Origin of the sequence: Actinobacillus seminis, from assembly GCF_002263215.1 — a bacterium.
Lineage (GTDB): Bacteria > Pseudomonadota > Gammaproteobacteria > Enterobacterales > Pasteurellaceae > Actinobacillus_B > Actinobacillus_B seminis.
The window spans coordinates 114,917-138,750 of sequence record NZ_NLFK01000001.1 but is presented as its reverse complement, the minus strand read 5'-3'; the positions used below and the strand labels follow the sequence as shown (position 1 = coordinate 138,750).

General features: G+C 40.8%; 21 protein-coding genes. 13 read left to right on the top strand and 8 right to left on the bottom strand.

The window, feature by feature from the left end; all coding sequences use genetic code 11:
* The first annotated feature begins 103 nt into the window (after positions 1-103).
* Complete coding sequence (locus CFY87_RS00780; RefSeq protein ID WP_094945412.1) at positions 104-1,039, top strand: Kdo(2)-lipid IV(A) acyltransferase; 936 nt, start codon at positions 104-106, stop codon at positions 1,037-1,039.
* Between the two features lie 52 nt (positions 1,040-1,091).
* On the opposite strand, the gene prfC is transcribed toward CFY87_RS00780, so the two are convergent.
* Positions 1,092-2,681, bottom strand: coding sequence for a peptide chain release factor 3 (gene prfC, locus CFY87_RS00775; protein WP_094945411.1), 1,590 nt, complete (start codon positions 2,679-2,681; stop codon positions 1,092-1,094).
* Between the two features lie 177 nt (positions 2,682-2,858).
* Between prfC and CFY87_RS00770 the strand changes: the two genes are divergently transcribed.
* The 3 genes from CFY87_RS00770 to argG all read left to right on the top strand — a co-directional run bounded on the left by CFY87_RS00770 (position 2,859) and on the right by argG (position 6,055).
* Positions 2,859-3,719, top strand: coding sequence for a phosphoribosylaminoimidazolesuccinocarboxamide synthase (locus CFY87_RS00770; RefSeq protein WP_094945410.1), 861 nt, complete (start codon positions 2,859-2,861; stop codon positions 3,717-3,719).
* 61 nt (positions 3,720-3,780) lie between these two features.
* Positions 3,781-4,623, top strand: a complete 843-nt coding sequence (locus CFY87_RS00765) for an SDR family oxidoreductase (RefSeq protein WP_094945409.1) — start codon at positions 3,781-3,783, stop codon at positions 4,621-4,623.
* Between the two features lie 97 nt (positions 4,624-4,720).
* Positions 4,721-6,055 (top strand): argininosuccinate synthase, encoded by a 1,335-nt coding sequence (gene argG / locus CFY87_RS00760; protein ID WP_094945408.1) that lies wholly within the window; start codon positions 4,721-4,723, stop codon positions 6,053-6,055.
* A gap of 130 nt (positions 6,056-6,185) precedes the next feature.
* Here the strand turns inward: argG and CFY87_RS00755 are convergent, their stop codons facing one another.
* Together CFY87_RS00755 and fumC are read right to left on the bottom strand one after the other, a co-directional pair.
* Positions 6,186-6,794, bottom strand: a complete 609-nt coding sequence (locus CFY87_RS00755) for a chalcone isomerase family protein (RefSeq protein WP_094945407.1) — start codon at positions 6,792-6,794, stop codon at positions 6,186-6,188.
* 95 nt (positions 6,795-6,889) lie between these two features.
* The gene (gene fumC / locus CFY87_RS00750; RefSeq protein WP_094945406.1) at positions 6,890-8,284 is read right to left on the bottom strand and encodes a class II fumarate hydratase; all 1,395 of its coding nucleotides are present in this window, start codon (positions 8,282-8,284) and stop codon (positions 6,890-6,892) included.
* A gap of 278 nt (positions 8,285-8,562) precedes the next feature.
* Between fumC and CFY87_RS00745 the strand changes: the two genes are divergently transcribed.
* From CFY87_RS00745 to CFY87_RS00720, 7 genes are all read left to right on the top strand, one after another.
* On the top strand, positions 8,563-9,006 hold the full coding sequence (locus CFY87_RS00745) for a DNA polymerase III subunit chi (protein WP_094945405.1): 444 nt from the start codon (positions 8,563-8,565) through the stop codon (positions 9,004-9,006).
* Positions 9,006-9,752: a Fic family protein gene (locus CFY87_RS00740; RefSeq protein WP_094945404.1), complete on the top strand. Its 747-nt coding sequence runs from the start codon at positions 9,006-9,008 to the stop codon at positions 9,750-9,752. Before CFY87_RS00745 ends, CFY87_RS00740 begins: the two co-directional genes overlap by 1 nt.
* A gap of 1 nt (position 9,753) precedes the next feature.
* On the top strand, positions 9,754-9,924 hold the full coding sequence (locus CFY87_RS11760; RefSeq protein ID WP_167325175.1) for a hypothetical protein: 171 nt from the start codon (positions 9,754-9,756) through the stop codon (positions 9,922-9,924).
* Positions 9,914-10,507: an ATPase gene (locus tag CFY87_RS00735; RefSeq protein ID WP_094945403.1), complete on the top strand. Its 594-nt coding sequence runs from the start codon at positions 9,914-9,916 to the stop codon at positions 10,505-10,507. Before CFY87_RS11760 ends, CFY87_RS00735 begins: the two co-directional genes overlap by 11 nt.
* Positions 10,508-10,746: 239 nt before the next feature.
* Positions 10,747-10,968 carry a hypothetical protein gene (locus tag CFY87_RS11420; RefSeq protein ID WP_143226151.1) on the top strand — a complete coding sequence of 74 codons (222 nt, stop codon included), beginning with the start codon at positions 10,747-10,749 and terminating at the stop codon, positions 10,966-10,968.
* A 16-nt stretch (positions 10,969-10,984) separates the two neighbouring features.
* Entirely contained in the window at positions 10,985-11,626 is a 642-nt protein-coding gene (locus CFY87_RS00725; RefSeq protein WP_094945401.1) for a hypothetical protein, read from the top strand.
* A 24-nt stretch (positions 11,627-11,650) separates the two neighbouring features.
* Positions 11,651-14,515: a valine--tRNA ligase gene (locus CFY87_RS00720; RefSeq protein WP_094945400.1), complete on the top strand. Its 2,865-nt coding sequence runs from the start codon at positions 11,651-11,653 to the stop codon at positions 14,513-14,515.
* Positions 14,516-14,589: 74 nt separating this feature from the next.
* On the opposite strand, the gene tilS is transcribed toward CFY87_RS00720, so the two are convergent.
* The 4 genes from tilS to yhbY form a co-directional block, all read right to left on the bottom strand.
* Complete coding sequence (gene tilS / locus CFY87_RS00715) at positions 14,590-15,870, bottom strand: tRNA lysidine(34) synthetase TilS (RefSeq protein WP_094945399.1); 1,281 nt, start codon at positions 15,868-15,870, stop codon at positions 14,590-14,592.
* Between the two features lie 6 nt (positions 15,871-15,876).
* A complete protein-coding gene (pdxY, locus tag CFY87_RS00710; RefSeq protein WP_094945398.1) occupies positions 15,877-16,737 on the bottom strand; it encodes a pyridoxal kinase PdxY in 861 nt (286 codons plus the stop codon).
* An 87-nt stretch (positions 16,738-16,824) separates the two neighbouring features.
* Positions 16,825-17,778, bottom strand: coding sequence for an acetyl-CoA carboxylase carboxyl transferase subunit alpha (gene accA / locus CFY87_RS00705; protein ID WP_094945397.1), 954 nt, complete (start codon positions 17,776-17,778; stop codon positions 16,825-16,827).
* A 204-nt stretch (positions 17,779-17,982) separates the two neighbouring features.
* Positions 17,983-18,279, bottom strand: coding sequence for a ribosome assembly RNA-binding protein YhbY (yhbY, locus tag CFY87_RS00700; RefSeq protein ID WP_094945396.1), 297 nt, complete (start codon positions 18,277-18,279; stop codon positions 17,983-17,985).
* Positions 18,280-18,510: 231 nt separating this feature from the next.
* Between yhbY and rlmE the strand changes: the two genes are divergently transcribed.
* Both rlmE and ftsH read left to right on the top strand, forming a co-directional pair.
* Positions 18,511-19,140 (top strand): 23S rRNA (uridine(2552)-2'-O)-methyltransferase RlmE, encoded by a 630-nt coding sequence (rlmE, locus tag CFY87_RS00695; protein WP_094945395.1) that lies wholly within the window; start codon positions 18,511-18,513, stop codon positions 19,138-19,140.
* A 94-nt stretch (positions 19,141-19,234) separates the two neighbouring features.
* Positions 19,235-21,136, top strand: a complete 1,902-nt coding sequence (ftsH, locus tag CFY87_RS00690; RefSeq protein ID WP_094945394.1) for an ATP-dependent zinc metalloprotease FtsH — start codon at positions 19,235-19,237, stop codon at positions 21,134-21,136.
* Between the two features lie 349 nt (positions 21,137-21,485).
* On the opposite strand, the gene CFY87_RS00685 is transcribed toward ftsH, so the two are convergent.
* The gene (locus CFY87_RS00685; protein WP_094945393.1) at positions 21,486-23,672 is read right to left on the bottom strand and encodes a TonB-dependent hemoglobin/transferrin/lactoferrin family receptor; all 2,187 of its coding nucleotides are present in this window, start codon (positions 23,670-23,672) and stop codon (positions 21,486-21,488) included.
* Between the last annotated feature and the right edge of the window lie 162 nt (positions 23,673-23,834).

Below are 23,834 nucleotides of genomic sequence, written 5' to 3'. Positions count from 1 at the left end.
CCTATTTTGACTAAAAATTTTGCTGATTTTATCATAGGAGAAATGCTATTTGATCAAAATTCCGTTAAACTAACCCATCTTTGTAATAAATTGTAGTTTGATTATGGCAAAAGTACCACTTCCAACTTTTAAGTTTACATTTTTAAAGCCTAAATATTGGGGATTTTGGCTCGGAGTCGCCATTTGGCGATTAATATTATTATTACCTTATCCAATGTTATTGAAAATTGGTCATGGCTTCGGTTGGTTGTTTGCAAAACTCTCTGTTGGTAAACGTCGTATCGAAATTGTGCGTCGAAATTTGCAACTGTGTTTTCCTCAATACAGTGAATCACAAATTGACGAAATTTTACACCGTAATTTGCAATCGACCGGTCTGGCGATTATCGAAACGGGAATGGCGTGGTTTTGGTCGGATAAACGGATTAAAAAATGGTGCAAAATTGAAGGGTTGGAACATTTATCTCATCATGGCAAAGATGGGATTATTTTTGTCGGCGTGCATTTTTTAACTCTAGAATTGGGCGCCAGAATTGTCGGCATTGATCAGCCGGGGATTGGAGTTTATCGCCCAAATGATAACCCGTTGATGGACTGGCTACAAACCTATGGACGCCTGCGTTCAAATAAAGATATGCTGGATCGCAAGGATTTACGCGGAATGATCAAAGCGTTGCGCCAAGGCGAGATTATTTGGTATGCGCCGGATCATGATTATGGGCGAAAAAATGCGGTGTTTGTGCCATTTTTTGCGGTAAAAGACGCGGCGACGACCACCGGAAGCTATTATTTACTCAAATCAGCTCCAAACAGTCGTGTTGTACCATTTGCGCCCTTACGCCATGCGGATGGAAGCGGTTATACGGTGAAAATTTCCCCGCCGGTAGATTTTAGCGATTTAGACAGTGATGTGGAAATTGCCAAAAGAATGAATCACATTGTAGAACGAGAAATCTTGCGTGGCGTTGACCAATATATGTGGTTGCATCGGCGGTTTAAAACCCGCCCAAATCGGGAAGAGCCGAGTCTGTACAATTAGCTGCGTCTTGAATGTGCGGTTAAAAAATGGGCGATTTGCCCATTTTTTATTTTTAATGTTCGCGTGTTTTGAAGAAGGTCACGTCCGGATAACGTTCTTGCGCGAGATTTAAATTGACCATTGTTGGTGCGATATAGGCTAAATTATCGCCTCCATCTAATGCCAAATGTTGCTCGTTTTTACGCTTAAATTCTTCAAATTTTTTGCCATCGGCGCATTCCACCCAGCGCGCTGTGGCGACATTGACATTTTCGTAAATCGCTTCAACGTTATATTCCGATTTTAAGCGTGAAACGACCACATCAAACTGTAACACACCAACCGCGCCGACAATCAGATCGTTATTGCTAATCGGGCGGAACACCTGTACCGCACCTTCTTCCGATAATTGTACTAAGCCTTTGAGCAATTGTTTTTGTTTCAACGGATCTTTAAGGCGAATACGACGGAATAATTCCGGCGCGAAATTTGGAATACCGGTAAATTTCAATTCTTCCCCTTGGGTAAAGGTATCGCCAATTTGGATAGTACCATGGTTATGCAAACCGATAATATCGCCGGCGTAGGCTTCTTCCGCATGAGTGCGATCGCCTGCCATAAAGGTCAAAGCATCAGAAATGACCACATCTTTGCCGATACGCACATGACGTAATTTCATACCTTTTTCATATTTACCCGAAACGACGCGCATAAAGGCAACGCGGTCACGGTGTTTCGGATCCATGTTCGCTTGAATTTTAAACACAAATCCGGTTAATTTTTCTTCCGCACTTTCCACTAAACGGGTATTCGCTTGGCGCGCTTGTGGCGCGGGCGCCCATTGGGTTAAGCCATCAAGGAAATGATCCACGCCAAAGTTACCGAGGGCAGTACCGAAAAAGACCGGTGTTAAATCCCCGTTTAAAAAAGCATCAAGCTCAAATTCGTTGGAAGCGCCCTGTACTAATTCTAATTCGTCGCGCAATTGTTGCGCAAAATCTTCACCCACCGCAGCGTCTAATTCCGGATTTGTTAAGCCTTTGACAATACGCACTTCTTGGATGGTATGCCCTTGACCGGACTGATATAAATAGGTTTCATCTTTATACAAATGGTAAACGCCTTTAAATAATTTTCCGCACCCAATCGGCCAAGTGATCGGCGCGCAATGAATATTTAGCACATTTTCCACTTCATCCAATAATTCCATCGGATCGCGAATATCACGGTCGAGTTTGTTCATAAAGGTAATAATTGGTGTGTCGCGCAAACGGGTAACTTCCATCAGTTTGATCGTCCGTTCTTCTACCCCTTTGGCGCTATCGATCACCATCAAGCAGCTATCCACCGCGGTTAATGTACGGTAAGTATCTTCCGAGAAGTCTTCGTGTCCCGGGGTATCTAATAAATTCACCAAACAATCATTATAAGGAAATTGCATGACGGAGGTGGTGATGGAAATTCCCCGTTGTTTTTCCATTTCCATCCAGTCGGATTTGGCGTGCGCTTGCGATCCTTTACCTTTGACCGAGCCGGCAGTTTGAATGGCATTGCCATAAAGTAACATTTTTTCTGTGATCGTTGTTTTACCGGCATCAGGGTGGGAGATAATCGCAAAGGTGCGTCTTTTATTTACTTGTTGTGGATAATCGTTTAAGGACATTTTTTTATTCAATAATTCTGCAAAAAATGGGGTATATTTTCGCTGAAATTGAGGGAATTCTCAATATTTTTCTCTTTTTCACCGGATGGATTAAATATTTATAAAAAATAGCAAACGGTTGCGTCAAAAGTGCGGTACAATATAGCGCGATTTTTGATTGAGAAACAGGAAATAAGTATGACACAACTTAGTCTTAAAAAAATCTATTCGGGAAAAGTCCGCGATCTTTATGAAATTGACGACAAACGGATATTGATGGTAGCGACGGATCGTTTGTCGGCGTTTGATGTTATTTTAGAGGATCCGATTCCGCGTAAAGGCGAAATTCTCACCCAAATTTCTAACTTTTGGTTTAACAAATTGGCGCCGATCATGCCAAATCATTTTACCGGTGACACGGTGTATGATGTTTTACCTAAAGCTGAAGCGGATTTAGTCAAAGATCGCGCGGTGGTATGTAAGCGTTTGAAACCGATTAAAATTGAGTCGATTGTGCGCGGTTATTTGACCGGTAGCGGTTTGAAAGATTATAAACAAACCGGCACTATTTGCGGATTGCAATTGCCGCAAGGGTTGGTGGAAGCGAGCAAATTGCCAGAGCCGATTTTTACTCCGTCAAGCAAAGAAGACGTGGGCAATCATGATATTAATATTAGTTATGCTGAATGTGAAAAATTAATCGGTGCAGAATTGGCACGTCAAGTGAAAGAAAAAGCCATTGCGCTTTATACCGCTGCCGCAGAATATGCCTTGACGAAGGACATTATTATTTGCGACACCAAATTTGAATTCGGTTTAGATGAAAGTGGCGTATTGACCTTGATGGATGAAGTATTAACGCCGGATTCCAGCCGTTTTTGGTCAGTGGAAACCTACCGAGAGGGAATCAATCCACTTTCTTTTGATAAACAATTTATTCGCGATTGGTTGGAGCAAAGCGGTTGGAATAAAGAACCTCCAGCGCCGAAAGTGCCGACAGAGGTAATTCAAAAAACCGTTGATAAATATCAAGAAGCATTAGATTTATTAACGAAATAATTGGAAGTGCGGTGAAATTTTGTTAAATTTTACCGCACTTTATTCTATTTATTGAGGTGATATGAGATCGGTTGCGATTGTGGGATTGGGATGGCTAGGTTTGCCTCTTGCCCGTCATTTAAAAAATTTAGGTTGGGAAGTGAAAGGCAGCAAGCGTAGGCACGAAGGGGTGGAGCAGATGCGCTTGATTCGTTTGGAGGCTTATCATCTTGAATTAACACCTGAATTGAATGTGGATCCGGATGATTTAACCGAGTTGTTATCGGTTAATAGCCTCATTATTAATATTCCGCCAAGCCAGTATTTTTTTGATTTGCAACAATACGTGCAAGGAATCAAAAATTTAGTCAGCGAAGCATTGCTACACAATATTCAGCATATTATTTTTATCAGCTCAACTTCAGTTTTTCCGGATATTTCTGGTCAATTTGACGAAGACACTCCGGCACAGCCGAATTCGGATATGGGCAGGGCGTTGTTGGAAATCGAAAATTGGCTATTTCAATTACAAGATATTGATTGCGATATTATTCGTTTTACAGGACTGGTGGGCAACGATCGCCATCCGGTGTTTCATCTGGTTGAACGTGAACAGGTAGATAAGGGCAATACGCCGGTAAATTTAGTCCACGTGGACGATTGCGCCCGCGCAATTCAATTGCTGTTGGAAACCCCGAGTTATCAGCGCTTGTACCACCTCGTCGCTCCCCATCACCCGACTCGCGCGGATTATTATGGTAAAATGGCGGAAAAATTGTCGCTAAATCCACCGCACTTTATTGCTTCGCCGCAAGATCCGCAACGTATTATTGTGGGCGATAAAATTTGCCGAGAACTGGATTTTGTTTATCAATATCCGGATCTTTATGCGATTTTGCCGCAACAAGACGAAGCGTGTTGCTAAAAGTGCGGTCAAAATAAATTGAATTTTTATTTACAAATTTTGAATTTTTAATCATAATAAAGCAGTTTAATGTTACAGTGAACAAAAGGTCTTAACTATGTCAAACACGATTTTACAAACGATTCCTCAAGGTCAAAAAGTGGGAATTGCTTTTTCCGGCGGGTTAGATACCAGCGCAGCACTACTTTGGATGCGTCAAAAAGGCGCGGTGCCTTATGCTTATACCGCGAATTTGGGGCAGCCTGATGAGGATGATTATAATGCGATTCCGCGCAAAGCGATGGAATACGGTGCAGAAAAAGCGCGTTTAATTGACTGTCGTAGTCAATTAGCACACGAAGGGATTGCAGCGATTCAATGTGGCGCTTTCCATATTTCTACCGGCGGTGTGACGTATTTTAATACCACGCCATTGGGTCGGGCAGTGACCGGAACCATGTTAGTTTCAGCCATGAAAGAAGATGATGTGAATATTTGGGGCGACGGTAGTACCTTTAAAGGCAACGATATTGAGCGTTTTTATCGTTATGGTTTGCTGACGAACCCAAATTTAAAAATTTATAAACCTTGGTTGGATAATCAATTTATCGAAGAATTGGGCGGTCGCCATGAGATGTCGCAATTTTTAATTGCCAACGGATTTGAATACAAAATGTCGGTTGAAAAAGCCTATTCTACCGATTCTAATATGTTAGGTGCGACGCACGAAGCGAAAGATTTGGAATTTTTAAACAGCGGTATTCGTATTGTTAATCCAATTATGGGCGTGGCATTTTGGAAAGACGACGTGCAAGTTAAGGCTGAAGAAGTAACAGTGCGTTTTGAGGAAGGCATTCCGGTAGCGTTAAATGGTAAAACCTTTGATAACGCTGTGGATTTATTTATGGAAGCCAACCGTATTGGCGGACGTCACGGATTGGGAATGTCGGATCAAATCGAAAACCGTATTATTGAAGCGAAAAGTCGCGGAATTTATGAGGCACCGGGAATGGCGTTGTTACATATTGCGTATGAGCGTTTGGTGACCGGTATTCATAACGAAGATACTATTGAACAATATCGTATTAATGGATTGCGTTTAGGTCGCTTGTTGTATCAAGGTCGTTGGTTCGATCCTCAAGCATTAATGTTGCGCGAGACTGCACAACGTTGGGTGGCGAAAGCAGTGACCGGTGAGGTAACCTTAGAATTGCGTCGTGGTAACGATTATTCTATCTTAAATACCGAATCGCCGAATTTAACGTATGCGCCGGAACGTTTAAGTATGGAAAAAGTGGAAAATGCACCGTTTGATCCGGTAGATCGTATCGGTCAGTTAACCATGCGTAACTTAGATATTACCGATACACGCAGTAAATTAGGTGTTTACACCAATACGGGATTATTAACCGTTGGTGCGGAATCAATGTTGCCACAATTGGATAAAAAATGATCCAATCGTAAGGGCATAAAAAAATCGGACAGGGTTGAGCGCTGTCCGATTTTTTGTTTTTAATGAAAAAGTACGGTTAAAATTCGTGATTTTTTCACCGCGCTTTTGTGTATTTATTTAAATCCGATGATTATGATTCTGTTTTGGTTTTTTGTTGATGCTCAAATGTGGGGGGGATTTGCGGATTAGCATCTTCTTCATCTAACTGCTGCACCTCGGGATGAGGTAAAAAATCTCCGTCAGGATAGGTGCTTTTTTCTTTACCAATTAATTGATTTTGTAACTGCTTGAAATTACTTTGTGGCGACAGCCAAATTGCTAACAGTGCTTGATTAAAAGAGGCATCAAATTCGTGGTTTAAAATTGTATCATTGAATACAAAATATCCTTTGTTTTCCAAGGCAATATAGCTTAAGACATTGTTTGGCGAAAAGTTGGGAAAAATTTCTTGCATTTTTTTTAGCCACGCCGCCGAGCTGTCTTTATTGAAATTTAATGCATTGATTTCTTTAACTAAATTAATTGCGAAACTTTTCCCTTCAATCGGTTTGGCATATTTGAAGGTTAACATTAACGGACGCATATTTTCTTGATATGTACCGTTTTCGCTGTAAAGGCTAAGCGTATAAACCTGAAAAGGTCCCCAATTATAATCACCATTCCCCACACTTTTCCATTGCGCAAAAAGTGCGGTCGAAAATAAGCAAGAAATACACAACAAAATAGCTTTAAATTTCATATTTTACCTAGAATAAAAATCCTCTGTTGATTATATCAATAAACTAAAAAAAGGCGAGAATTGACCTCGCCTTTTGAACAAATTTTGTATGGGGCTTATTTTAAACTGCCGACCATATCTTCAGGGCGTACCCATTCATCAAATTGTTCAGCGGTCACTAAACCTAGGTTAATCGCTTCCTCTTTCAAGGTTGTACCGTTTTTGTGCGCAGTTTTTGCAATTTTTGCCGCATTTTCATAACCGATATGGGTATTTAATGCAGTTACCAACATAAGTGATTGTTCTAGTTGCTGTTTGATACGTGAATAGTTCGGTTCGATACCGCAAGCACAATGTTCATCAAATGATAGACAAGCATCACCCAATAATTGTGCAGATTGCAAGAAGTTGAATGCCATCACAGGCTTATACACGTTTAATTGGAAATGACCTTGGCTACCGGCGAAAGAAATGGTTACATCATTACCCAATACTTGTGCGCAAACCATGGTCATAGCTTCACATTGGGTTGGATTGACTTTGCCCGGCATGATAGATGAGCCCGGTTCGTTTTCCGGGATTAAGATTTCGCCGATACCGGAACGCGGACCGGATGCCAATAAACGTATGTCGTTAGCGATTTTGTAAAGGGAAACCGCTAATTGTTTTAACGCACCATGGGTCTCGACAATAGCATCGTGAGTAGCGAGCGCTTCAAATTTATTTTGCGCAGTAACGAAAGGTAAACCGGTAAATTTTGCAATATAGTCAGCGACTTTTACGTCATAACCTTTCGGCGTATTTAAGCCAGTACCGACCGCAGTACCGCCTAATGCTAATTCCGCTAAATGTGGTAATGTATTTTCTAATGCTTTGATACCAAAGGCTAATTGTGCTGCATAGGCAGAAAATTCTTGACCCAATGTCAATGGCGTTGCATCCATTAAGTGTGTACGACCGATTTTTACTACATCTTGAAACGCCACCGCTTTGTCCGCTAAGGTTTTTTGCAAACGTTTTAGGCGCGGAAGTGTATGTTCAACCACTTTTTTGTAAGCGGCGATATGCATTGCAGTTGGGTAAGTATCGTTGGAAGATTGAGATTTGTTTACGTCGTCATTTGGATGGATAATAGATTTTTCGCCGAGTTTACCGCCATTTAATACATGAGCGCGGTTAGAAACTACTTCGTTCACGTTCATATTGGATTGCGTACCGGAACCGGTTTGCCAAATAACGAGAGGGAATTGATCATCTAATTTATTCGACAAAATTTCATCACAGGCTTGAGCGATTAAATCACGTTTTTCAACCGGTAGGACGCCAAGATCGTGGTTGGCATAAGCGGCAGCTTTTTTCAAATAACCGAAAGCTTCGATAATTTCTTTAGGCATTGAGGCTTCCGGACCAATTTTGAAGTTGTTGCGTGAACGTTCAGTTTGTGCTGCCCAGTATTTATCTGCCGGAACTTGCACTTCGCCCATGGTATCTTTCTCAATACGGAATGTCATAGTGATTACCTCTTAAAAAATATTAATTGAAAACCGATAAGGTAGTTTGGAGTGTAACACTTTGCAGGTATGAATGGAATGAGATGAAATGTATGAAAATGATGTTTTGTGACTTAGATCATAAAAGTGCGGTGAATTTTTTTATATTTTTTCTTTCGTTTTTCATGATGCCATAAAATTTACGCACTTAAAAAATTAATGTTTTATATTTGAGGCATTTTCCGATAAAATCTGTGAGTTTTAACCTGAAGTAATTTAATCTACTGGTGATATATGTTATGAACAAAAACGCCCAATTTTATATTATTGAGAATATTCAGCCGACGGAGTTATTGTCGGCAAGCGAAAATTTGGCGTGCAATTTAGCCGCTTCTGCGTGGCGTGTGGGTAAAAAAGTATTGATTGCTTGTGAAACCGAACAGCAGGCGCTAAATCTTGATGAAGCCTTGTGGCAACGGGATCCTGATGAGTTTGTCCCGCATAATTTATCCGGTGAAATCACACAGTTTGCTACGCCGATTGAAATTTCGTGGCAGGGAAAACGTAATGCACAACGTCGCGATTTATTGATCAATTTGCAAACCAACGTGCCGGATTTTGTTGCCGGCTTTAATCAAGTAATTGATTTTGTTCCTCGAGATGAAACCGAAAAAGCACAGGCACGCGAACGCTATAAACAATACCGTCAGTTGGGCTGGCAGTTGAATACGGAGAAAGCGTAATGGATAAATTCTCTCGTATAGATAAGTTAAAACACAAGATTGCGCAATATCGTCCGCTTTTCCTGGCGGAAGTGCAACGCTTGCGAGAAGAGTTTATTATTGAGAGTAGTTATAATTCTAATGCGATTGAAGGCAATACCATTACTTTGCGTGAAACCGTGCTGATCTTAAAAGAGGGAATGACGATTGCAGAAAAGCCGCTGCGAGAACATTTGGATATTATCGGTTTTAAAGATGCCTTTAATTATATTTATGAATTAGTCGCCAATAATGAAACATTAAGCGAGCGTACGATTAAAGATATTCATTCGTTGGTGTTAATGAATAATGCTGAAAGTCGAGGGGTTTATCGTAAAATTCCGGTGCGTATTTTAGGGGCGGAAAACGAACCGACAGCCCCTTATTTAATTGCCGAAGAAATACAGTCGTTAATTGAAAAATATCAACAAAAACTGACCGCTCTTCATCCCATAGAAGCAATTAGTTGGTTACATTTAGCTTTTAAAAGTATTCACCCTTTTATTGACGGCAACGGACGCACCGGGCGATTACTGATTAATTTTGAATTATTAAAACACGGCTATTTACCTGTTGATATTAAATTTACTCATCGAGCAAACTATTACCAATGTTTTGATGATTTCCATAAAAACCAGCAGGATATTAGCAGTTTGGTTGAGTTGATTAGTCAGTATGAATTGGCTGAATTAGAAAGATATTTGGCGATTTTGGAACATAGGACATAAAATGACAAGTCGTGAAGAATTACTCAAAAAACAACGTGAGCTGGATATTCTTTTTACCGCTTGGTTTGAAGAAAAGAAAAAGCACGAAGTGCTGACGTATCGCCGAGAAAATGGAGATTTAATCCAGCATTATCCGGACGGTACAGAGAAAGTGATTAAATATGCTCAATAGCCTAGCGATTTTTTACTGTGGCACAAACGGAGCCGGTAAATCTACCTTGCGATCTTTCAATCAAGATAAAGTCGAGATTGTGATTGATTCGGATAACATCGCAATGCAGATTAGCCCACACAATCCAAGATTGGCAGATTTAGAAGCAGGAAGAAAAGCAATTGAGCTATTTCAGTTTGCAGTAAAAAATCAGATTTCGTTTTCAATGGAATCTACCCTTTCGGGAAGATCCATTCTGAAAAGAATGGAATTTGCAAAAGAAAATAATTTCAAAACTCGATTAAATTATATTGGTGTTGATGACCCTGATATTAACGTTGAACGGGTAAAAGCAAGAGTGAAAGCTGGTGGGCATTTTATTGATGAGGAAACGATTAGAAAACGTTATGACATCAGCAGTAAAAATTTAATTGATGCCATCTTTATCAATGATGAAACGCTGATTTATGATAATTCAGAAACCAAGCCGAATTTGATTTTGCAAATTGCAGATAAGAAAGTGATAAAAATTTCAGAAAAAATACCGAATTGGTGCAATCAGCTTTGTGATGAATTAGTGGAATTAGGATTTAAGACTACCTAGCACGAGCCGTGCTAGGCTCGATAATCCCAGCTCATCTGGAGCTGTAATTTAGAAAAGAATCAGAGCCACAGCGTGGCTCGGCTATGCTTAACCCCACACGGCTCGTGTGGGGTAAAAGAGCGGTTAGATTTAAAAATTTTTTTGCAAAAAACTTATCAAAACAGACCGCTTGTAAAATACCAAACGATAGCGCCCGTTTCCGACGGGTGCCATCGGGGTTGAATGGGGAAGATATGAAAATGAAAAAATTATTATTTTTACTTTGGGGATTGATTACTACACAAGCAGTTCATTCAGCAGAAATATCCTATATAAACTATGATGGAATGAACGTTATTGTTATTGCTGGTCCGATTATAAGTGGTGATGCAAGAAAATTTAAAGAAATAGCTAGAAAAATTATTGATGGAAAAGCAGTTGTTTTTTTTTTTTTTTTTTTTTTAATAGTGGAAGTAATATAATAAAATAAAACTAGTTTTGTTACTAGTTGTAGCCCCCTATGATGAGTGTTATTCAGCTTGTGCAATTATTTGGTCATCTAGCCATAATAAAGTAGCTAACTTACCTTATTCCATTATTGGTTATCACGCTATATATAATGGTTATACTGGAGAGCAAACTGGTTATGCTAATGCAAAATTAGGTGCGGTTTTGAGTCGTTGGGGATATTCAGATCGAGCAATTGAATTTATGACTTTTGCGAGACCAAAAGAATTTAATTATTTAACTAAAAATAATGCTGCTAGATATGGGATAAATTATAATGAATTAGATTTCTCAAAAGGCAATTCTAATCATACACACTACGAACAAACAGCTTATGACACAGTAGCAGGTTTTTATAATGCCTTATCTGTTGCCGATGGTGATTTAGCGGCAGCTTATGTTATTCCTGAGAAACGTGGCGTTGGTCCATTTAATCAAAAAAATATATTTAAATTTTATTCATCATTACAGATTCCATTAGAAGTACAAAGCATTACACAAATAAGTAATAATCAATTTACAGTTAATTATACATTTACAGCAACAAAAACACAGTGCAAAGGTATAGCAACTGTTAATGTAGTAAATAGAAATGGCTATTATCTAATTCAATCTATTAAAGCAAATTGCTAAATTTTAAAAACAACGAGAAAACCAATGACAAAACAATTCACAATGGAAGACCGTTTTAACCCTTCCGCTGTAGAGCAAGCACTCTACCAACACTGGGAATCGCAAGGCTATTTTAAGCCAAGCGAAGATGTTAATGCACCAAGCTACTGTATTGCGATTCCGCCGCCGAATGTGACCGGTTCGCTACATATGGGGCACGCTTTCCAGCAAACCTTGATGGATACTTTAATCCGCTTCAACCGTATGGAGGGCAACAACACCCTTTGGCAGGCGGGCACCGACCACGCCGGGATTGCGACCCAAATGGTGGTGGAGCGTAAAATCGCAGCGGAAGAGGGCAAAACTCGCCACGATTATGGTCGTGAGGCATTTATCAACAAAATTTGGGATTGGAAAGCCTATTCTGGCGGTACGATCAGTCAGCAAATGCGTCGCTTGGGCAACTCGATTGACTGGGAGCGTGAGCGTTTTACGATGGACGAAGGCTTGTCTAATGCGGTGAAAGAGGTCTTTGTGCGTTTGCACGAAGAAGGCTTGATTTACCGTGGCAAACGCTTGGTGAATTGGGATCCAAAACTGCACACAGCCATTTCTGATTTGGAAGTGGAAAACAAAGAGAGCAAAGGCTCGCTCTGGCATTTCCGCTATCCGCTCGCCAACGGTGCGAAAACCGCTGACGGCTTGGATTACTTGGTGGTGGCAACGACCCGTCCTGAAACTATGTTGGGCGATACAGCGGTTGCGGTTCACCCCGAAGATGAACGTTATCAATCTCTGATTGGCAAAACGGTCGTGCTACCACTTGCCAACCGTGAAATTCCGATTATTGCTGATGAATATGTGGAGCGTGAATTTGGTACCGGCGTGGTAAAAATTACCCCTGCCCATGATTTCAACGACTACGAAGTGGGCAAACGCCACGGCTTGCCGATGGTAAATGTGATGACGCTCAATGCCGATATTCGTGCGGAAGCAGAAATTATCGGCACGGACGGCAAACCGCTTGCCGGCTACGCTGCACCAATTCCAGCCGACTATCAAGGCTTAGAGCGTTTTGTCGCTCGTAAGAAAATCGTGGCTGATTTTGAGGCTCTCGGCTTATTAGACCAAATCAAACCGCACGACTTAAAAGTCCCTTACGGTGACCGTGGTGGCGTGCCGATTGAGCCAATGCTGACCGATCAATGGTACGTTTCGGTTAAGCCTTTAGCGGAAGTCGCCACCAAAGCGGTGGAAAACGGCGAAATCCAATTCGTACCTAAACAGTATGAAAATCTTTACTTCTCTTGGATGCGTGATATTCAAGATTGGTGTATTTCTCGTCAGCTTTGGTGGGGACATCGTATTCCGGCTTGGTATGATGAACAAGGCAATGTCTATGTTGCTCGAGATGAAGCGGAAGTGCGGTCAAAATATCAGTTAAACTCTGATGTTGTGTTAAAACAAGATGAAGATGTGTTGGATACGTGGTTCTCATCAGGCTTGTGGACGTTCTCAACCTTAGGTTGGCCGGAACAAACAAAAGAGCTGAAAATGTTTCACTCGACTGATGTGTTAATCACGGGTTTTGACATCATTTTCTTCTGGGTCGCTCGTATGATTATGTTCACGATGCACTTCATCAAAGATGAAAACGGCAAACCGCAAGTGCCGTTCAAAACCGTGTATGTGACAGGTTTAATCCGTGATGAACAAGGACAAAAAATGTCGAAATCAAAAGGGAACGTGTTAGACCCGATTGATATGATTGATGGTATCAGTCTTGAGGATTTGCTTGAAAAACGCACCGGCAATATGATGCAACCACAATTGGCGGAAAAAATTGCTAAAGCAACTCGTAAAGAATTTGAACATGGCATTTCTGCACATGGAACGGATGCGTTACGCTTTACCCTTGCGGCGTTAGCGAGCAATGGACGTGATATCAATTGGGATATGAAACGTTTGGAGGGCTACCGCAATTTCTGTAATAAATTATGGAATGCAAGTCGTTTCGTTTTAACTAACGAGAAATTAGATTTATCCGCAGGCGAGGTAGAATATAGCCTTGCCGATCGCTGGATCCAATCGAGCTTCAACCGTACCGTTGGTGAGTTCCGTGACGCATTAAGTCAATACCGTTTTGACTTGGCGGCAAATACGATTTATGAGTTCACTTGGAATCAATTCTGTGACTGGTACTTAGAACTTACAAAACCTGTGTTTGCCAACGGTACCGACGCTCAAAAACGTGGTGCAAGCCAAACCCTTGTGCGTGTGTTGGAAAAACTATTACGTTTAGCTCACCCGATTATTCCGTTTATCACGGAAGAAATTTGGCAGAAAGTGAAAGGCTTCGTAAATATTTCAGGCGATACGATTATGCTACAACCGTTCCCAACCGTTGAAACAAGCCAAATTGACGAAGCGGCAGAAATACAGATCAACTGGTTAAAAGAGCTGATCGTAGCGGTGCGTAACATTCGTGCAGAAAGTAACATTGCTCCAAGCAAAGACTTGGATTTCTTAGTGCGTAACGTTTCAGATGAACAGCGTTACATTCTTGCGGAAAATAACCGTTTGCTAAAAGCCATGGCAAAACTTGACAGCGTGCAAGTATTAGCTCAAGGCGAAGAAGCTCCGTTTTCAGTAGCGAAATTGGTCGGCAACGTGGAAGTGTTAGTGCCAATGGCAGGTTTTATCAATAAAGAAACTGAACTTGCTCGTTTGAATAAAGAGATTGAAAAAATGATCAATGAAATCAAACGTATTGAAGGCAAACTCAGCAACGAAGCCTTTGTGGCAAAAGCACCGGAAGCAGTGATTGCTAAAGAGCGTGAGAAAATGCAAGCGTATCAAGATGGACTTGAGAAATTAAAAGTGCAATATCGGGTGATTGAAGCGTTGTAATATAATAATCTATAGAACAAAGAGTTGGTTTAGATAAAACCAACTCTTTTTTATGTCATAGACCATGCCAAGATTTACTGTTGGATACGAAACACTCCCATGGCACATTGAAGTTGATCGCCATAAAAAATTAAAGGCGTGCGCTGGCGTAACCAATAAGGGATGTTATGTTGTTGCCATAGCTTTTTAATATCTTGATGAATACCATGGTGGCGAACAGTTCCCGAATAATGAAAAGCAAGATGGATAGGTTTTTGTGTTGGCGGAAGGAGCATCATGTGATCTTGCCATTGTGCAATCCATTCATTAGGTTGCGCTTTAATAATAAATTTACCTAAATTATCCGGTAAATCAATAGGTTGGTTTAATATTACCGGCAACATAAGCGGGCTGACATCTTGATAAATTGGCGTGATGTGTAAGTGTTGGCGATAGCGACGAATCAGCTTGTCGGTCAGTTTAAATTCCGGATAACGATCTGCTTGGGCGAAAATCACATCTTGAATAATTTGCGCCAATTGTTTGCTGGAGGGCATGGGCAAATGGCAATTGGCTAGCCACAAACGCAGTAATGCTTTTTGTTTTGGTACAGAAAAATGCGCAAATTGGCTAATGTCAAAAGTGCGGTTATTTTTTTGATACTTTTGTAATTCTTGTGCCAGTAATTCATTTAACAATTGCTGTTGTTCTAAGCAATGTTGTGCGCTGCGTTGGACAGCTTGGTCAAAATGTGCCCAGCGTTGTCGCAAGAGGGGCAAAATTTTATGGCGCAAGAAGTTGCGGTCATAGCGGTTATCTTGATTGCTTTCATCTTCAATCCAAGGCAAATTTTCGCTATGAACATATTCTTCCAGCTCGGCACGCGTGAAGTGGAGCAGCGGGCGAAAAATCGGCACAGAAAAGACCGCACTTTGTAATGGCATAGCGGACAAGCCTTGTACGCCGCTACCACGTTTTAGCGCAAGGAAAAAGGTTTCTGTTTGATCTTGTTGATGGTGGGCGGTCGTCAAAATATGATCCGCGCTTATATAGCGCCGAATAGCTTGGTAACGCGCTTCGCGGGCGCCTGCTTCAATGCCTAAACGTCGATCGACTTGGACTTTTTCTACGATCAGCGGAACGGATAATTGGCGACAAAGGTGTTGGCAATGTGTCGCCCAATGATCAGCATTTGGCCTTAAACCGTGATGAATATGGATGGCACTAAGGGAAAAGTGCGGTCGTTTTTGACAGAATTTTGTCAATAACGAGAGTAGTGCGGTGGAATCAAGTCCACCGCTAAAACCGACGAGAAAATGTGTTTGTGTCGGTTGATGTTGGTTAACGATATGCTCAAATTTTGCAAAAATATCCATACTAAATTAAGCAATTTTTACTGCTTGATAATGGCTGCGAGGATTAATGATAAATTCTCTCGCCGCGATAATTTGTAGTTCATAAAACCCAGAATCATGCGTCATTTGCATGACTTCATTCACCGCATTGGCAGTATGTTCAAAGGCTTCAATATCGGATTTTCCGTTTAACAAATTCGCCATAAACAATCCGGCGGTTAAATCGCCTACGCCAACGGGATCTTTGGCAAAGGTATGCAATGGGCGGCTGATGTGCCAAATACCTTCTTGGTTAGCAAGTAACATTTCAAATCGGTTGGGATCTTGTCCGACTTTGCTTAGATGTTTGACTAACACTTTTTTTGGACCTTGCGCTAAAATAGCTTTGACCGCATTAATAGCGTGCGCAAAATTTTCCACACATAAACCGCTTAATTCGCGTAATTCCACGAGGTTCGGCGTGATAATATCCGCTGCTTTCATGGCGATATTGACTAAACCTTCTTTTACGCCATCTGCTACGATACAACCTTTATCGGGATGCCCCATGACGGGATCGCAAAGATAAACTGCGTGAGGATTACGTTGTTTAACATAGTTAACAGCGTTGACAATTTCTTCGACTTGTTCAGCGGAACCGATATAGCCGGAAATGATTGCGTCACAGCGGTGCAGTTCGCCAATTTCATCAATACCACGTACGATTTCACCGATTTGTTCTTTTGGTAGTACCATACCGGTCCATTTAGCGTATTGCGTATGGTTGGAGAATTGAACGGTATTCAAAGCCCATACATCCACCCCGAGCAGTTGCATTGGAAAGGTCGCGGATTTATTGCCCGCGTAACCATATACGACGTGAGATTGAATAGAAATCAGGTTTTTCATATGAACTCCTTATAACGATAAATATCTTCTTTTTTATAACATCAAAAGAGCGGTTAAAATAACCGCTTTTTTTCGTAAATAATTTGATTAACAATAACCGTAGCTCATCAAACGTTGGTAGCGACGATCTAATAAGGTTTCTTGATCAAGCACTTCAAGATCGGCTAAATCGTCCAATAAGCGCTGTTTTAAATGGGCTGCCATTTCGGCATAATTACGGTGCGCGCCACCCAAGGGTTCCGGCACGATATTGTCAATTAATTTCAATTCGTGTAAACGGTTAGCGGTTAAGCCCATGACTTCAGCGGCAGTAGAGGCTTTGTCCGCGCTTTTCCATAAAATGGAGGCACAACCTTCCGGCGAAATAACGGAATAAGTGCTGTATTGCAACATATTAACCTTATCGCCCACACCAATGGCTAACGCGCCACCGGAGCCACCTTCGCCGATAACCGTACAAATCACAGGAACTTTTAAGGTGGACATTTCGCGTAGATTACGCGCAATGGCTTCCGATTGGCCGCGTTCTTCAGCCCCCACGCCCGGATAAGCCCCCGGGGTGTCGATAAAGGTAATAATCGGTAATTTAAAACGTTCAGCCATTTGCATTAAACGCAATGCTTTACGATAACCTTCCGGTGCCGGCATCCCAAAATTGCGTTTTACCTTTTCTTTCACCGAACGTCCTTTTTGATGTCCGATAATCATCACCGGTTTTCCGTCTAAACGTGCCAATCCCCCCACAATCGCTTTATCATCAGCAAAGGCTCGATCGCCGGCAAGTTCGTCGAAATCGGTGAAAATATGTTCAATGTAATCTAGAGTATAAGGGCGGTTTGGATGGCGCGCCATGCGAGAGACTTGCCAAGCGTCTAAATTAGCAAAGGTTTTTTGCGTTAATTCCACACTTTTCTTTTGCAAGCGCGCAATTTCATCATCAAGATTAATTTTGTCGTCTTGTTCGGTAACGGAACGCAGTGATTCAATTTTGGCTTCCAGTTCTGCAATAGGTAATTCAAAATCTAAGTATTCTTGGCTCATTTTTTCTTCCTAATTTAAATTCGCACCAAATTGTACCGCACTTTAGCAAGATTTTCGGCAAGGCGCAAATTGAAATGCATTGTATGCGTTTTTGCATAAAAAATCTTGGTATTTTTGGCTGGTAGGAGGTTTTAACATGGTGAATAAAGTGCGATCGTTTTTTGCGCGATTTTAAGGTGCGTTCGGCGCACCTTAAAGATCGACTTATTTGCGCGGTAATTGGATTTTTTGTTCTTCACTTGGACGGTATAACACCAAAATATGTCCAATGGTTTGCACCGCTTCCGCGTGAGTTTCGCGTACAATGGCATCAATAATTAATTGTTTGGTTTCACGATCGGCGCCGGTGATTTTCACTTTAATTAGCTCGTGATGATTGAGCGCCATTTCAATTTCCGCCAACACACCTTCGGTTAATCCGTTTCCACCTAGCATCACAACAGGGTTGAGATGATGCGCCAAGCTTTTGAGAAATTGTTTTTGTTTGGTTGATAATGTCATTCGTTTTAATCCTATAAAAGTGCGGTCAATAATTTGAACATTTATTGACTTGAATTGGCGAATTTTACTCTGAAATGCGTGAGATAGAAAGAGGTATTGTGTATTTGTGTGAGAAATGGTGGTTTATTTTGTAATAAATTGTAAAATGACGAGCCATATTTATCGATACGACGCTTGAAAAAAAATATTCTATCCACATATTGGTAATATTGTTGGGAAAATAAAGAAATTATGGGAAAAAAGAAACGTTCAGCAAGTTCGACGCGTTGGTTGAATGAGCATTTTAAAGATCCTTTTGTGCAAAAAGCGCATAAACAAAAATTGCGTTCGCGTGCGTATTTTAAATTAGATGAAATTCAACAATCGGATCGTTTGTTTAAACAAGGAATGACGGTGGTCGATTTGGGCGCTGCGCCGGGCGGTTGGTCGCAATATGCGGTGAGCCAAATTGGTGGCAACGGGCGCGTGATTGCTTGTGATCTTTTGGAGATGGATCCAATTGTTGGCGTGGATTTTTTGCAAGGCGATTTTCGTGATGAAAAGGTTTTAAATACCTTGTTGGAGCGTGTCGGCGAGGGCAAGGTTGATGTGGTGATGTCGGATATGGCGCCGAATTTTAGTGGAATGCCGTCCGTTGATATTCCGCGCGCAATGTATTTGGTTGAGCTGGCATTGGATATGTGTAAGCAGGTGTTGGCGAATAAAGGCAGTTTTGTGGTCAAAGTGTTTCAGGGAGAAGGTTTTGATGATTATTTGCGTGAAATTCGTTCTCTGTTTAATGTGGTGAAAGTACGTAAACCGGAAGCCTCAAGAGATCGTTCCCGTGAGGTGTATATTGTTGCAACGGGTTACAGATATTAGCTATTGATTTGATAACTTCAAATTTAATGTGGACTGTAGTAAACTTGTACAAAATCATTAATTTAACAAAAGGTGGGGTCAGACCTTGAACGATATGGTAAAAAATTTAGTCCTTTGGATTGTGGTAGCGGTAGTGATGATGACTGCGTACCAAGGATTTAGTGGCAGTTCCTCCGGTAATGCGGTGGACTATACCACGTTTATCAGTGATGTGGGCAACAATCAGGTTGCTGCAACCAAATTTAATGAAGTGGGCGAAATTACGGTCACCAAAAAAGACGGTTCTAAATATACAACGGTATTACCTACACCGTTAGAAGATCGTAAATTATTAGATGATTTGCTTAATGCAAAAGTCAAAATTGACGGTGCCTTGCCGGAACAACGCAGTTTCTTATCACAAATTTTTATTTCGTGGTTCCCGATGTTGCTGTTAATCGGCGTATGGTTTTTCTTTATGCGCCAGATGCAAGGCGGTGGCGGCAAGGCAATGAGCTTTGGTAAAAGCCGCGCTAAAATGCTAACGAAAGAACAAATTAAAACGACTTTTGCTGATGTTGCTGGTTGTGATGAGGCGAAAGAAGAAGTAGGGGAGATTGTTGATTTCTTACGCGATCCGAGTAAATTCCAAAAGTTAGGCGGTAAAATTCCAAAAGGAATTTTGATGGTCGGACCTCCGGGAACAGGTAAAACTTTATTGGCGAAAGCTATTGCCGGTGAAGCGAAAGTGCCTTTCTTTACGATTTCCGGTTCGGATTTCGTGGAAATGTTCGTTGGTGTTGGAGCATCTCGTGTGCGCGATATGTTTGAACAAGCGAAGAAAAATGCACCTTGTTTGATTTTTATTGATGAAATTGATGCGGTCGGTCGTCAACGTGGTGCCGGTCTTGGTGGCGGTCATGATGAACGTGAACAAACCTTAAACCAGATGTTGGTGGAAATGGACGGTTTTGAGGGTAACGAAGGGGTGATTGTGATTGCGGCGACAAATCGTCCGGATGTATTGGATCCTGCATTAACTCGTCCGGGGCGTTTTGATCGTCAAGTAGTGGTCGGATTGCCGGATGTACGCGGACGCGAGCAAATTTTGAAAGTACATATGCGTAAAGTGCCTGTGGCGCCAGATGTGGATGCCATGACGCTTGCGCGCGGTACACCGGGGTATTCCGGTGCGGATTTGGCGAATTTGGTAAACGAAGCCGCCTTATTTGCAGCGCGAACCAATAAACGTTTAGTGACTATGTTGGAGTTTGAAAAAGCGAAAGATAAGATCAATATGGGACCGGAACGTCGCACGATGATCATGACCGATAAGCAAAAAGAATCCACTGCGTATCATGAAGCGGGTCATGCGATCGTGGGCTACTTAGTGCCGGAACATGATCCGGTGCATAAAGTGACAATTATTCCGCGCGGACGTGCGTTGGGTGTAACGTTCTTTTTACCGGAAGGAGATCAAATCAGTATTAGTCAAAAGCAATTGGAAAGCAAGCTTTCCACGCTATATGCAGGACGTTTGGCGGAAGATTTGATTTATGGCGAAGAAAATATTTCTACCGGTGCGTCGAATGATATTAAAGTGGCGACCAATATTGCGCGTAATATGGTGACCCAATGGGGTTTCTCCGATAAATTAGGGCCGATTTTATATTCCGAAGATGAGGGCGAAGTTTTCTTAGGGCGTTCTATGGCGAAAGCTAAACATATGTCGGATGAAACCGCTCATACTATTGATGAAGAAGTGCGTGCTATTGTCAACCGTAACTATGCGCGGGCAAGACAATTGTTAGTGGATAATATGGATATTTTGCATGCAATGAAAGATGCCTTGGTTAAATATGAAACTATTGAAGAACTTCAAATTAAGCAATTGATGAATCGTGAGCCGGTCACGCCTCCGTCCGGTTGGGATGAGCACGGGCAATCAGATGATACACCAAAATCTGATGCGCCGACAGAACCAAGCGTGACACCGGATGCATCACCAAGCACGTAAAGTGCGGTAGAAAATTCGCCGGAATTGAATAGTTCTTTCGGTAAAAGATCATTAAATAAGAAAGGCACTTAGAGAAACAAAAGGTTGTAATCGGAGTTCGCCTATTAGATTGATTAAAGGACTGGGTTTTAACAGACCCAGTCCTTTTAGTTTGATTCAAATATATTTGTAGTAAATTTCTGTAATTGTTGTTTTAAGATAATGTAGATCTGAAATTGAATATGTAATGTTATTAAAAGTTTAGTGGGGCGATACATTTTTTAGTTAATTGAAAAAGTATCACCTTCGTCCATTAGATTTTAGCCCGATTTTTAGGTATAGCTAGTAAAATTGGTCATGTTTCCTATTATTAAAATTTCATTGAAATACTCATCTTAACATTACGTCCAACACCTGAAACTTTTTCACTTAGATAAGGGTTGTACTTGCGATTAAAGATATTGTCTATGCTTAGAGAAAGCTTCATTCCGTGTATTTTCTTAGGTTCCCATATGGCAAATAGATGATGTAATGAGTAGCCGCTGGATTTAGGAAGTGACCAATACCCTGCTTCAGGATCGTTATCGATAGGTGATCTATCTTGGCGACGAAAAAACTCACCTTGCCAACCGATTGACATACTCCATTGGGGTAAGTTTGTACCTAATGTAATTATTGCCTTACGAGGAGGGCTCTCTGCTATCCAAGTTTTGCTGGCAAAATTGGGATCTCTAGGAGATGCCTCTCGTTTACCTTTAATGTACGAATAAGCCATGCTACCAAAAAAATATTTAGACTCATAGTAAGCTTCTAAATCTAAACCATAAATGTCATAACCGGGTAAATTACGATAATTACTGATAGGTTTGGTATCATGAACCACACCTCTTGTCTTGAATATTTCGTTTTGACCATGATTATTAAATGCTGTGGTTCTAAACTGTAAATAGTCATTGTCAATTAGTAGATTTGTAAAATTCAGGATGGCTCCAAACCTTAAGGCATTTAATTTTTCTTTATCTAAATTACGGCTTGTACCAGTAATTTTTGCTTTGGCATATTGTACTTCATATTGTTCATCAATTACAGGAGTACGCCATGAGCGGCTAAAATCACCGAAGAAATGCAAATGATCTGAAATTTTCCATTGCAAACCTATATACGGCGACCATCCGGTATAGGTTTTTGCTGTATAATCGTGCCCTGCCAGTAAATTATTATATATTGGAGCAATATTTTCTTTACCCACATTACGAACATGGTCATAACGCAGTCCTAATTTGATGATGAAATTATTTAATTCCATGTTATCTTCAATAAATATACTGCGTCTATATTGTACTCCAGATGGCATATAATAAGGCTGATACCAACCAAAATTATACTCTGCACGTGTCGATTTTGAGGGATCCCACATCATGATATCTCGTTTACCCCGATGATATTGTATTCCTGTCTGTAAGGTATGTAGCATAATACCGGTGGCAAACTGTGACGTATTATTTAATTCAAATTGAGTATCTTGATATACTGTGTTGCTTGCATTTCCCATACTGGCAACAAAGAACTTGGCAGCTTCTTTATGACGTTTATCCGCTTGTTTTGTTCTTGCCCATCCAATTTTTGCTTCTAGATTAATTAAAGGATGATCTGATATGTAAGTCCAGTCTAGAGCAATACTTTCATCAGTTAGTTTGCGGTATACCAGTTTCCTTTTCCAAGCAATATCTTCTCCCCATTTTTGTATGTCGGATATACTTGGTGAGGGTAAATTATCACGCATAGCGGCAAATGGTGTCCAACCAGAGTTATTGGAGCGTACAGCTGAAAGCATCAATTGTTGCTTATCTGAAGGATAAAAATTGACTTTTAATAGATAGCTCTTATTGTCATTTTCAGAGTATAAGAAACGAGAACCATCGGGGCGTTTTATGTTCTGGCTATTACGAACGGTTGTGTAAAATAAGCCCTCTAGATTTTTTTCTTGATTGCGTAGAAAAATTGCACCGCTCCAAATATTCTGTTTATCATTCGTATGGTAACTATATTTAGCAAATCCACCAACATTTTGATTTTCATTGAGAAAGTCGCTCGGATTTTTAGTCATAAATTTTAAGGTTCCGCCAAATCCGCCATTCCCATATTTTGCAGAAAAGCTGCCTTTATCTACTTCCACCCGACGCAGTAATTCCGGTTCTATAAATACAGATCCTTGACGATATCTTTCAAAGTTTTTTTGTATCCCGTCTAATTCAATACGGACATCTTCACTATCACCAAACCCCCAAATATTGATATTTTGACCTCCCGGTCTAGGTGAACCGGACATATTGACACCAGGCAAAACATTAACTAAGGCTGCGGCATTGTCAGCTTGCTGTCGGTCAATATTTTTTGTTAATAGTGTTGAACGTCCGATATCATGCTGTTCATCTTGAACTAAGATGACAGGAAGATTGTCGTATTGTTGAGCGACTAATTTGCTTGTATAAAATGCAGATGAAAGCAATATAGTGATGATGTATGAAGGGGGGAATTTAACAAATTTATTACACATGATTATCGTAATTAATGTAAATAATTGGGAATATAACTAATTATCATTTTAATGTAAAGATTTTTATCCGAGAGAATAAAAAAGAATATGAATTGCATAAACATTCAATATAGAGTTCAAAGGTAAGCTACTTTTTTGGGCGTTTTTCAGTGTTTTATTCAT